The organism is Rhizobium sp. BK312 (assembly GCF_014193605.1).
In the GTDB taxonomy this organism is placed as follows: Bacteria; Pseudomonadota; Alphaproteobacteria; order Rhizobiales; family Rhizobiaceae; genus Rhizobium.
Genome location: NZ_JACHZP010000004.1, coordinates 375,262 through 387,019, shown reverse-complemented (window position 1 = coordinate 387,019; position 11,758 = coordinate 375,262). Strand labels below are relative to the sequence as shown.

11 protein-coding genes and 1 pseudogene are annotated in these 11,758 nt (G+C 58.8%); 4 read left to right on the top strand and 8 right to left on the bottom strand.

Going from position 1 to position 11,758, the window contains the following annotated elements:
• Positions 1 to 97 precede the first annotated feature (97 nt).
• Together FHT85_RS14065 and FHT85_RS14060 are read left to right on the top strand one after the other, a co-directional pair.
• A complete protein-coding gene (locus FHT85_RS14065) occupies positions 98 to 1,510 on the top strand; it encodes a lipopolysaccharide biosynthesis protein (RefSeq protein WP_246779986.1) in 1,413 nt (470 codons plus the stop codon).
• A complete protein-coding gene (locus tag FHT85_RS14060; protein ID WP_183774152.1) occupies positions 1,507 to 2,649 on the top strand; it encodes a glycosyltransferase family 4 protein in 1,143 nt (380 codons plus the stop codon). The genes FHT85_RS14065 and FHT85_RS14060 overlap by 4 nt, the downstream gene beginning before the upstream one ends.
• Here FHT85_RS14060 and FHT85_RS14055 read toward each other — a convergent pair.
• Positions 2,602 to 4,068, bottom strand: coding sequence for a hypothetical protein (locus FHT85_RS14055; RefSeq protein WP_112410805.1), 1,467 nt, complete (start codon positions 4,066 to 4,068; stop codon positions 2,602 to 2,604). The two genes, FHT85_RS14060 and FHT85_RS14055, sit on opposite strands and share 48 nt — an antisense overlap.
• 183 nt (positions 4,069 to 4,251) lie before the next feature.
• Positions 4,252 to 5,271 carry a hypothetical protein gene (locus FHT85_RS14050; RefSeq protein WP_246779985.1) on the bottom strand — a complete coding sequence of 340 codons (1,020 nt, stop codon included), beginning with the start codon at positions 5,269 to 5,271 and terminating at the stop codon, positions 4,252 to 4,254.
• Between the two features lie 369 nt (positions 5,272 to 5,640).
• On the opposite strand from FHT85_RS14050, the pseudogene FHT85_RS30930 reads away from it, so the two are divergent.
• Together FHT85_RS30930 and FHT85_RS14045 are read left to right on the top strand one after the other, a co-directional pair.
• Positions 5,641 to 5,862, top strand: a pseudogene (locus tag FHT85_RS30930) (transcriptional regulator); the annotation flags it as partial.
• A gap of 225 nt (positions 5,863 to 6,087) precedes the next feature.
• Positions 6,088 to 7,371, top strand: a complete 1,284-nt coding sequence (locus FHT85_RS14045) for a tetratricopeptide repeat protein (protein WP_246779993.1) — start codon at positions 6,088 to 6,090, stop codon at positions 7,369 to 7,371.
• A gap of 82 nt (positions 7,372 to 7,453) precedes the next feature.
• Here FHT85_RS14045 and FHT85_RS14040 read toward each other — a convergent pair whose 3' ends face one another.
• The 6 genes from FHT85_RS14040 to FHT85_RS14015 all read right to left on the bottom strand — a co-directional run bounded on the left by FHT85_RS14040 (position 7,454) and on the right by FHT85_RS14015 (position 11,694).
• A complete protein-coding gene (locus tag FHT85_RS14040; RefSeq protein WP_112410802.1) occupies positions 7,454 to 8,290 on the bottom strand; it encodes a bifunctional allantoicase/(S)-ureidoglycine aminohydrolase in 837 nt (278 codons plus the stop codon).
• 88 nt (positions 8,291 to 8,378) lie between these two features.
• Positions 8,379 to 8,558, bottom strand: a complete 180-nt coding sequence (locus tag FHT85_RS14035; protein WP_246779984.1) for an ankyrin repeat domain-containing protein — start codon at positions 8,556 to 8,558, stop codon at positions 8,379 to 8,381.
• A gap of 211 nt (positions 8,559 to 8,769) precedes the next feature.
• Positions 8,770 to 10,239 carry a sensor histidine kinase gene (locus tag FHT85_RS14030; RefSeq protein ID WP_112410801.1) on the bottom strand — a complete coding sequence of 490 codons (1,470 nt, stop codon included), beginning with the start codon at positions 10,237 to 10,239 and terminating at the stop codon, positions 8,770 to 8,772.
• Positions 10,236 to 10,910 (bottom strand): response regulator transcription factor, encoded by a 675-nt coding sequence (locus FHT85_RS14025; protein ID WP_112336974.1) that lies wholly within the window; start codon positions 10,908 to 10,910, stop codon positions 10,236 to 10,238. The genes FHT85_RS14030 and FHT85_RS14025 overlap by 4 nt, the downstream gene beginning before the upstream one ends.
• Positions 10,911 to 11,087: 177 nt before the next feature.
• Entirely contained in the window at positions 11,088 to 11,432 is a 345-nt protein-coding gene (locus tag FHT85_RS14020; RefSeq protein WP_112336975.1) for a type II toxin-antitoxin system RelE/ParE family toxin, read from the bottom strand.
• Positions 11,419 to 11,694 (bottom strand): type II toxin-antitoxin system ParD family antitoxin, encoded by a 276-nt coding sequence (locus FHT85_RS14015; protein WP_112336976.1) that lies wholly within the window; start codon positions 11,692 to 11,694, stop codon positions 11,419 to 11,421. Before FHT85_RS14015 ends, FHT85_RS14020 begins: the two co-directional genes overlap by 14 nt.
• Between the last annotated feature and the right edge of the window lie 64 nt (positions 11,695 to 11,758).

Here is an 11,758-nt window from a genome sequence, read left to right as displayed (position 1 = left end):
TCTGGCGCAAGCATGAGTACTTACGATATTAGAGATACATTCTATTTCAGGTGCTATGGGCCATTCGGTCGACAGCAATCAACACGGGAACAGGTCGTTGAGTGAGAAAGCTGGCAGCAGCGATACTTTATCGGCCGAAACGCCGCCGCCAGCGAGCAACCTGCGCTTGTCGATCGGCGCTCTAGCCAGGAGCGGCGCCGTTGCCGGTGTGATCAAGCTTGCCAGCGCCGGCCTCTCGTTCCTGATGTTCGTCGCCGTCGCCATGACGACCGATGAGCGGCAGTTCGGCCTTTATAGCGCCGCTTATGCCGGAGCGAGCCTGGTCTCCTTCTTCGCCATAGTCGGCCAGCAAAGCGCCGTGCTCAGGTTCTGGCCGCAATATGCCGGCAACAACGACCTGAACTCCGCAAACGGCGTGATGGCCCGCTCCATCCTTGTCGCACTCATGGGGCTTGCAAGCTTCAGCCTGCTCATTCTCATCATCGGCTTCTTGCCATTCGCTGGCGCTCAGATGCCCGAATGGCTCCCGATCTGTGTGGCGACCATGGTGCTGGCTTTCGCGCTCGGCTGGTCGGAATTCGTCGCCTGTGCTCTTCGCGCCAAGAATGCGTTGATCTTCGCACTGCTGCCGCGCGATGTCATTTGGCGAGCAGTGGCAATCCCGGTTTTCGTGCTCGCACATTCCATGCAGCTGAAGATGAGCGCAGTTGCCGCGACCTATCTCACGGCCGGGTTGCTGCTCCTGATGATCGCACCACAGACATTTGTCCTCTTTCGCGATACGATCCGCGCCCAGCGGGGCCTGCTTACGGCAGAACAGAAGACCGAATTCAAGACGGTGACGCTCGGGCTATGGGGCGTTACCGCGCTACCGCCGGCGCTTAGCCAGGCAAGCACCTTGCTGGTCGCGGCCATTCTCGGCCCCGAGGCCGCCGGCGCAATTTTCGTCGCGGATCGAACGATGCGGCTGGTCGTATTGGCACTCAACGGCATCAACCAGGCGCTTGCGCCGCAGATCTCGGCTGCCTTCTACACCGGGGACAAGGCACATGTGCAGCGTATCACCAGTCTTGCCGCTCTGGGCGGCTTCATCATCGCCTTGTGCGTGCTGGTATCGTTCCTGATCTTCGGCGACCTGATCCTGTCGATCTTCAATCATGCCTATGCCACGCCGACGATGCAGGTAACGCTGATTATCTTCGGCATCGGCGCGACAATCGGCACCGCCTGCGGGCCGACCGAAATCCTGATGCAGCTGACGGGCCTTCAGCACGCGCTTTTCAAGCTGCTGGTTATCGTCAACACCTTCGGGCTCTGTGCGACAGCGGTGCTGACCTATTGGCTCGGCCCGATCGGTGCGGCGCTCGCCATCGCCGGCACGATCATGGTTTGGTGCGTGACCGCCGTGTTCATCGCACGCCGCACCATCGGCATCAACCCGTCAATCTTCGGCTTCCTCGCCGGCGAAGACGCACTTGCCGCCCGCTCTTTCCTGAAAGGCCGTTCATGAAAATCATTCAGGTCCAGACCCAGGCGGAAGCGGGCGGAGCACAGCGAATTTCGGATATGGTCGGTGAGGGATTGCGCGCGCGCGGCCATGAGGTTCGCACCGTCTTCATGTATCGGAAGACCGAGGTCTATGACCGCGATCCACACGCCGATTTCATCCTCACCAAGCCGCCGCGCAACTTGCCAGGCCAGATACGGGCTGCCATCGGACTTGCGGGTTACCTGCGCAACGCCCGACCGGATGCGGTCGTCACCTTCCAGCACTATGGCAATATTTTTGGCACCATCGGCGCGCGGCTCGCCAGCGTTGACTTGATCATCGCAAACCAGAGCGGTGCGCCGCAGACCAGAGGCGTCAGGGGGATTCTGACGCAGATAGACAAGCTGATGGGCACTTTCGGCGCCTATCACGCCAACGTCGTCAATTCGAGTTGGACGGAAGCGCAGTTCGACAGCTTTCCGCAAGCCTACCGGCGCCGGATGTCACGCATCGACCACGGCGTTCCTGCGCCCTCGGTCGCCGTCGACAAGGCGGCGGCGCGCGCGGCCTTCGGTCTTCCTCAAGAAGCCTGGCTCGCCGTCTCTTCGGGCCGCATGGCGCCATCGAAAAATCAGATCGCGCTCGTTGGCGCCCTCGTCCATCTGCCCGACATTCATATCGCCATCGCCGGCACCGGCCCCGAGCAGGATGCGATTGTCGCTTTTGCCGAAGCCAATGGCATCACCGACAGGCTGCATCTCGTTGGCGAAGTACCTCCCTCACGCATTTTCGAGTTCCTCGCGGCGGGAGACGCCTATGCTTTTTCCTCGTTGACGGAAACCTTTGGTCTTGCCGCAGTCGAAGCGGCCATTTCCGGGCTGCCGGTGGTTGCAAGCAAGCTCGATGTCCTGCGGGAGGTCCTGACCATAGGTGAGGGCGAAGCAGCCGCACTCTTCGTCGATGCCGATGCGAAGGGAATGGCCGAAGGACTTACCGAACTCATCGCCAGGCCCGAGCTAGCCGCCCGGCTGGCCGCCGCCGGACGGCAACTGAAGGAACAATATTCGCCAGCCCGCATGTGCGCCGGCTATGAGGCACTGCTTCTGTCGCGCTCACTTCCGCACGGCTGCAATCCCGTCGATCACCTCCAGTCGGCCTGAGCGATTGAGCGTATGGATTTTCGGATAGGGCCAGTCGCCACGCGCCGCAATCGGTCGGGGCGGCGACAGGCGAACCGTCTTCTCATCCAGTTCCAGCAACTGCGAGATGCCGAGCCCGCCGCCATAGCCGAGCGTTCCGTCCTGGACCGGTAGATAGATACTACTCCGCTTGCGGACGAAGGCGCCTCCCGGGCGGGCCATGCGACGATCGATGAAAACCGGGTTCAACACATGAGGCGTCCAGGGGCCGGCAAGCCGTGGTGCGTGAAAGACTACGAGCGTATCGGACGTACTGCCGTGACCATCGCGATTGGTCGCAAACAACCAGAGTTGCCCGCCATGTTCGAGCAGTGTCGCATCGGAAATCTCGCCTTCGATGAGCACGGCCTCGGGAGCCCAGCGATCCGGAAACTCTATCGAGCTATAGAGGATGAGTTTTCCGCCTGAACTTGCCTCAGGAAGCATCCAGATCGCGCCGCCGTGCTCGAAGACCTGCGGGTAAGACAGATGGTAAGGCTCTTCCAGCACGCATCGCGGCTCTCCAGGCTTCCCTGTGGCATCGAATGCCACGACCGAGATGACTGCCTTGCCGGTCGCATGCGGATAATCTTCCACGAACAGGAAGAAGCGATCCTGCCATTGAAACGGAAAGGGATCGGCATAGAAGCGATCTCCGGCATCCGGCAGCACGGACCAGCCATCGCCAAGCTCACAGCTGCTCGCAACACCCGGCCCATCTATAAAGCGATAACCGACACGCCAATGCGCGTGGCGAAAGCGCGCGCGTCGCATCGCTTCTCGGCCCAGGCGTGGCAAGGCGCCGGTCAGACAAGCGGATGCAAAGCCCAGCGCTCCACTGACGAGATTCTCAGATACTGTGGACACCGGTTCGTTCATAACGAGCCGGTTTTCGGCAAAGGCACGAACCGTGGAAACAGCAAGCGTGACGGCACGGGCGAGCACATCCTCCGCGCCAAGCGACACGGTTTCCCGCCGATCGATCATCGGCCAGGCTCGACCTACCACCGTTTTTCCGTCCAGGACGGCATCGATAACAGGCAAAGCGCCAGCGGCGAGCGACCTCGCGACCGACAGGTCCGACCGCGCCCCGTCGAACCGCAATGTGATGGTCGGAACGTCCGATGGCGCAGCGTGGCCGGTAAGATCCAGCCGAAGGACTGCAGACCTATCGCGACTGCGGGCGGGGATCTCCGACAGAGGAGCGGCAAGAGCCAGATCGCGCCGGCGGAAGATTTTTCGCTCGATAGCCAAGGCTGTATTTACAGCGGCCGGCCACGCATTCGACCCGGATTCATGTACGACAGCGATATCGTGCCCCTCGGCCTGCAGACGCGCGACCACGATTTCCTGCCATCGGCGCGGCGCAGACTTCGGAACGATGATATCGATCGATGGCATGGCGTTTCCAATCCGCAGCAGCCTCGGCGGGCCTCGGAGACCTGGAAACTATATTTATTCGGGAAAGCTTACTTTCAGGTTATTCTGAAGTTGTATTGCAGAACGGAGCTTTGCTGCTACCGTTCAGCCGCCTTTTGATCAGCCGAGTTCTTCATTTGCAAACTGATCATTGCACAAAGGATCTCAGCTATCGGAGGTAGCCGCCGATTTTATCGGGAACGACGCCAAAATAGAGCAAGCTTCTGTGAAGGCGTCATCCAGAATGCTTAGTTTGCGGGCGTGCGCACGTGCATATTCCTGGTAGAAGCCAGACGAGATCCAGATATGTGAACGCCCTCGCCGGTCGCTCCAGCCGACGGCACCGATCGATTCAGCTGCTGCAAGCTTGCCGCTGATATGGGCGCGCGAAAGGCCGAACGATGAGGCGAGAGAGGAAATCGAGCTGACATTCGTCAGGAGCCGTCCCTGTCCCACCACAGTTTCCGGATCTATTCCGGCGATGAGGCGATCCATCAGAAATCCCCCCGTATCGCCGCTGGCAAAGATGGCATGAAGCGGCCCAGGGCTGCGTACCTCCCGGCTTGTTAACAAGGCATGTGCCGCAAGCGGTTCGATGAGTATCAGCATGCGTTGCGGCTCCATAAGGAACCGAGCCGCCCTGCCTCCTCCGTCTATAAGGTCGAGCGCCTGGAAATGCAGGCTGTACCAACGGATCAGCATCGACAGTGTTGAGTGCGTAGGCCCGACCTCATCCGAAGGACCACCTCTGGAGCCTGCGACCGGACGAATGACATTGTATCGCAGCGCTTCGTCGAAAAATGCGTAGGCGGTATTGCGGCTGGCAATCCCGTACTGCCGGGCGAGACTTCCAAAACCGTTTCTGGTCAATCCCGCCCCGACCCTGCGAACGGCCAGAAAGTAGTCGCTCAATGCGGCGTGACATAAGAGCCGGCGTTGTTGAGTGGCAAAAAGCGCCGCAGTCCAAGGCAAGGATTCGTAAACAGCGGCGAAGCTACGTGCCAGTAAGAAAACGGCGGAAGAAAATTGCTCCATTTCGATCAGTTCACTCGGCTTGCCGGGAGACGGTGCCTCCATTGCCCGGGCAGGATGCGCTGGTCGATGAGGGGGGAAATCAAGCACTCTTCCCATAAACGGTTCTTTCCATTGTGTCGGCTGAGCGAGGTTCAGCACATCGGCGCTCAATCGGGGCCGCCGCGGATATCGGTGGAGAGAAACGGTTAACAATCGAGAGATTGCTTCGTTCCCTTCTTGTCCACATCTTGAGCCTCAGCTTATCAGCGGTTGATGAAATATATAAAAAAATATCGCCCGATGGTAGTTGGAACAAGATTGGATGTCCTGATGGGGCTCGGCGAGCTTCTGATATTTTCTGATATTTTTCTGAATTATCGACTTCACCAGGCACTTGATTGCTCGTGACCGAGATCATCACATGAATGCAAGCGAAAATCTGTTTCCGCCTCGGCGGGTATCGGCACGTTGACTGGGGAGTTAAGCCCTCTTTATACTCATGGTATTTTCGATACTTCAGATGAGGATCGGTGAGAGTAGGTGTTTTGTTTTGCTGGGTTCGTCCTCGATCCAGATCGCGCCGCGCTTCACGGACCTGACGGCTCGATCATCAAGCTGCGCCCAAAAGCTTTTGAATTGCTGAAATTCCTCGTCGCAAACAACAGGCGTGCCGTCGGCAAGCAGGAACTGATGGATACTGTCTGGCCCGGGATTCATGTCGGGGAAGACAGCCTTTTTCAATGTATTCGCGAAATACGCACGGCATTGGGTGATACGGAACGGCACATGATCAAGCTTGTGTCGGGCCGTGGTTATCTGTTTACCGCTGAGGTATCCCCAAGGCAGGAGGGCCCGGACCCGCGATTGGCGTTGAGCAATACGCCGGTTGCCGATGCTCCGGCAATTGATCCTGTCGCACCAGGCCATTGGCTAGGCCTGCCCAAAGCCTTGGTTCTCGGGGGGGCCGTACTTCTTTGCATGCTTGCCATGATTTTCGGTGTCGCTGTCTTTTCTTCGGGATTCGGCGGCATTTCAGGAAACGGCCGACCTGTGATCGAGGTGCTGCCGATCGTCGATACTGTTGGCGATGCCCAAAGCGCGGCTCTAGCACAAAGTGTTGCTGCGGAAATGATCAATGGCCTTGCCAGAATCGATGGTATCCGCCTCGTGCTCCCCAAGGAACGCGAGCCGATGACATCAGGCAAGCCCACCTTCAATCGCTCCGATGGGGCGGATTTCCTTCTACAGGGCGAACTGCAAAGAAGTCCGCAAGCATGGATCTTTCAAACGCGCTTTATCAATGCGAGCAGCCGGGAGGTCGTATCGGTCGCAGAAGTCAAGCTGGATGCCAGCGAGCCCGACCAACAGCGCCTCGCATCTCGGCTTGCTGCCGGGGCTGGCTATGACCTTGCCGTTCGCCTGAACAAATTCGGTCAAACCGACAGCGCCCCTCAGGCTGGCGCGGCCAGTGTCGCGATAAAGCAGGCCTCCACCTCGATCAATCAGACGACACATGAACGGTTTGCGACGGCTCGGTCGATACTGGAAAAATATCTCGCCGAACAACCGGATAATGTCGATCTGCAAATTGCCTTGGCGGCGCTGCACCTGCGCGGAATTCAGCTTGCCTGGTACAATCCCGCCGAAAGCAGGGCGGCGGAAAATGACGCGAGATCGCTGTTGGAACGTGCTTTGAAAGCCGGGCCAAACTTCCTTCCGGTACTTGGAACCTATTGCCGTTTTCTGACGGTAACGAACCAATTTGCAGAAAGCCTTGTGGCTTGTGCAAGGGCGTTGAGCCTCAATCCGTGGGATGGGACGGCGCTGTTTCACCTCGGTTTGACACAAGTTCAGCTGGGCCGGTTCGTGGATGCACTTGCAACATTCGAACAGGCCGATCGCTTCGATACGCCGGATGTCTCGCGCTGGACATGGTTGTTGGGAGCAGGTTTTGCAGATCTGCTTTTGGATCGCAATGAAGACGCCGTTGGATGGCTGCAGCGTTCCATTGCAATTACGCCGGGAACAGGACGCGCTCATATGCTTCTGGCAACCGCCTATCAACGACTGGGTCGGACCGATGATGCAAAACAGGCCCTGGCGACGGCGCTGCAATTGAGGCCTGGTTCGACGGCCGCCAATGTTGGCTTGCCGTCTCGTAACACCGGTTCGGCCTATCTCGAAGCGCGCGAGAAAATCAGCCATACGCTGATCGAGATCGGATTGCCGGCCGGCGACGATGCTCAAAAGCCGAACGGCAAAGGTCAGTGAAAGCATATCTCCGACGTTACAGCGCTCGTTCGCGAAACGCCCAGTACCAAGGGTACTCAGGCGCTCCGGGGAGGCGATCGGCTCAACGGCGCGAACCGAATGGACGCAGCGCCATATGACGATTGACATCCTTGTAGAGCAGATAGCGGAACGGGCCTGGACCTCCCGCGTAACACGCCTGCGGGCAGAAGGCGCGCAGCCACATGAAGTCGCCGGCCTCGACTTCGACCCAATCCTGGTTCAAGCGATAGACGGCCTTCCCTTCCAGCACATAGAGGCCATGTTCCATGACATGGGTTTCCGCGAAAGGAATGACGGCACCCGGCTGCAGGGTGACGATCGTCACGTGCATGTCGTGCCGCAGGTCAGACGGATCGACGAAGCGGGTCGTTGCCCAGCGGCCCTCCGTACCCGACATGGCTGATGGCGTAATGTCCTTCTCGTTCAAGATAAGCGGCTCAGGATGGGCCAGCCCCTCGACGGCCTCATAGGCCTTGCGAACCCAATGGAAGCGGGCATGGGCGCCGGAGCGATTGTGCAGCGACCATTTCAACCCCGGCGGCAGGAAGGCATAGCTGCCCGGCTGAAGAACATGCTTGCCGGATGGCAACGTCAACTCGATCTCGCCATCGACGACGAACAGCACGCCCTCAGCCTCGGCATCCTGCTCCGGACGGTCACTGCCGCCACCTGGCGCCACCTCCATGACATATTGCGAAAAGGTCTCGGCAAAACCCGAAAGCGGCCGGGCGATCACCCAGCAGCGCGTCTCGTTCCAGAAGGGCAGATAGCTGGTGACAATGTCCTGCATCACGCCCTTCGGAATGACCGCATAGGCCTCCGTGAATACGGCGCGCCCCGTCAGCAGATCGCTTTGCGGCGGATGGCCACCCAGAGAGGAGTAGTATTTTCTTTCCATTATCGAAGCCCTTCATTCTCATCGTTTCGGAAGGCTGAGGCATGTGCCTTCCGCCTTATTACATAGCATTGGAAGTTGGAATGCTGCGTTACGTTGCCCCTGCCGTCTCCAACAATTTCACGATCTCAGCGTAACCCCGACTGCGCGCATGCTGCAGCGGCGTTGCGCCCTTGGCATCCCGCGCCTCGATTGCGGCGCCGTTATCCAGCAATTGGTAAATGGCCGCGACGTCGCGTGTTGCGGCGGCCTTATGCAGTCGAAGGTCCATTGTATCGCCGAAGGCAAGAAAAGAGATGCAGAGAGCCGCCAGGAAAAGCAAAGCCGATAAGAGAAGTTTCAATATGCCTTATCCCGTTGGAGTCTCTCCCAAAACCCTATCAGGGAACTCGGTTTCGGAAAATCGAATATCCGAGCCCCGACTGCTTGTGAAAATGAAAACAGTTTCAGGATTTTGCGCGGCATAGCTGGCTCACGCCGTTTCAGCCCGGCACTTGCGGCTTCTGCCGCCAGCCCATGTCTGCGACTAGGACAGTGGGCGGGATAGAACCGATCTGCAGGCGCACGCAAAAACCGCTACCGGTGTCCGGGAACGAAACCCGTCCGCCGTGGAGCTCAGCCGCCTTCTTGACCAGGTTCAACCCCAGGCCAGCACCGGATGAACTGGTGTTGATGCGGCGAAACGGCTCGAAGACGAAGACACGATCGCGCTCCTCCGGCGGAATGCCTGGGCCTTCGTCGCAGACGTCGATCGTACCGCCAGCGCCGACACGAACGATGATCGAGCCCTTACCTCCGGCATGATCGATCGCATTTCGGATCAGGTTGACAACCGCCATTTCGATCGTCGAGGTCTGGATCACGAAGACCGCCTCCTTCGAGCTTGGCTCGAAATCGAAATCATAGCCCGCATCCATGGCAATCGGCGCAAGGTCGGCAGCGATGTTTTCGACCAGCACATTCAGGTCCTTCTTCTCCGCCCGCAGTTCAACCACCCCGATTGCCTGCATTTCCAGGAGTTGATGGGCGACGCGAGAGAGACGGTCGATATCATCGCGTACCTGCTGGCTGACTTCGGCCTCGGGGAGAAGGTCCGCTCGCGTCCGCGCGATCGCAATCGGCGTCCGCAGCTCATGCGCGGCATCGGCAAGAAAGCGATTGTGCCTGTTATACCCCTCGTCCAGCTTCGAGAGGGCATGGTTGAAGGCATCCACGAGGGGGATAATCTCGGTCGGCACCTTGGATCGATCGAGACGGGCCGAGCGTGTGTCGAAATCGATCGCTTGCGCCTGCGTTGCCGTTTCCACAAGCCCGCTCAGCGACCGGCCGACGGCACGTGGCGTGACGAGCAGCGTCGCCACGCCGGTCACCGCCAGTATCGGAAAGACACCGATGAAGATGACGAATGCCAGAGCCGGCAAGACGTTGAGCCAATGGATTTCACCATTAGGACCTTTGGCAACGTCGACCCGCATATTGATCCACACGTTCAAGCCGTCATTGTCAAAGCCGCGTTCGGTGGCCGCGACGATCTGCAGCTTGCCAACCGAGGTCTCCCTGTTCTCGACCGTGGCATGGGCTCCATTGCCAGCCTCCACCCTTGCCCGATCTATCGTCCACGGGAAGTTCTCGTTGAGAGCGGTCGCCGGTATCTCTCCATATTGAAAGAGTATTCCCTTGTGATCCCGGATCATGAACCAGAGTTCAGGATAGCGCCGCTTCAGCTCTGCTACCTCCTGCGTTTCCGCCACCTGCAATTGGTCGTCATCGTCTCTTGTTACCTGCTGAGCGACGACCCGGACGGCCTCTTCATTGGCATCTTCCAGCTCGGGATTGATGATCCATATCCAGCCGACGAGAAGGACGAAGAAGAGAACGAGAAGAAAGGCCTGCAAGGCGATCAGGCGCCTTATAAGCCCCCAGCGCAACGATCGGCTGCGTTCCGCGTTCATGCCTTCGCCCGGATCAGATAGCCGATGTTGCGCACGGCTCTTATTTCAACCGTGGCCTCGGCCAGAAGCAGTTTCTTTCGAATGCGTGAAATATGCGCATCCAGGGCGTTCGAGCCGATCTCGTCTTCAAAGGCGTACACGGCCTCGACAAGGCTCGGCCGCGTGACGATGCGGTTTGGGCGGCGCATCAGTGTCTCCAGCACCAGATATTCACGGCGCGGAAATTCGACCAGCGAGCCGCCGACGAAAATGTCATTGGTTGCCGGATCGACGCTCAGATTACCGAAATTCAGATAACGATCGGATACCGTCGGGCCCCTCCTCTGGAGTGCTCTCAGCCGGGCAAGCAACTCCTCGATCGCGAAAGGCTTGGCAAGATAGTCGTCGGCACCGCTATCGAGCCCGTCGACGCGATGGTCGACGCTGCCGAGCGCAGTCAGCACCAGGATCGGCACGGGATGCTTGCGTTGGCGCAATGCCGCCACGAGGTCCAGCCCCTCGCCGTCAGGCAGCCGGCGGTCGAGCACAAGGACATCATAGCTCCCGACACGCGCCATGACGTCGGCATCCGCAATGGTGCGGACGTGATCGGCGAGCACGTCGCGGCGCCGCAGCGCTTCGAGCAGCGCGCGTGCCATTTCTGGCTCATCTTCAAGAAGCAGAATTCGCAATGACCCTCCCCCAAAGGACGGCCATCGCCATCCCTCGCCCCACTGACAGCCAAAGATTGCGGCTACATTACATGCAGATTGCACAAGTGGCACCAGGAGGATGCCAATGGGTCGCCACCAATAAGACGATGGGTTGGCTCGAAGCCGGAAACCCCATTCGAACAGACAATTGGATCCTTATCGCTGCAGCATGCGCGCCAGCATCCGCCTGATATAATCCTGACCGCCAAAGAAAATCGTTGCAACGATGATCCTTTTGCGTTCCTCGATCGGCAGAAACCAGACGGCCGCCTTATCACGCCGCAGGAAGCGGATGCCAGGATAGATATCCGGCCGCAATGTTCCGATATATGGGGTTTCGACCAACCGATTGATTTCCAGACGGAGTTCGCGAATACGGTTAGCCCCGCGCTCCAGAGCTTCTTCAGCTGAGTCTCCAAGATCGAGATAGGATGCAAACAGATGATCGAAGGTCAGTTCGAAATCGAGATCGGCATCCTTGGAATATTCAAGGCTCCACACGAAGAGCTCGCTGTTTGCGCTCGATCATGCTCTCGATCCGCTCTTCCATCTCCTGAGCAGGGATCTTCGGTCCATCAACGCGACGCTGGATGAGCCTGCGCAGCCCTTCCGTCTCGGCCGCTTCGGCTTCCGTTTTCTGTCGCAGCAGTTCGAGACCTTGCTGGAGAACGGAGCTCAGGCTGGAATAGCGGCCGGTCTCGACAAGCGAACGGGCGAACGCATCCTGCTGATCGGTCAACGATATCGACGACTTGACGCTCACGAGACAATCTCCTTTAGACGCTAAAGTGCTACTCAGTCGCACACATGTCAAGATTTCGTGCGGC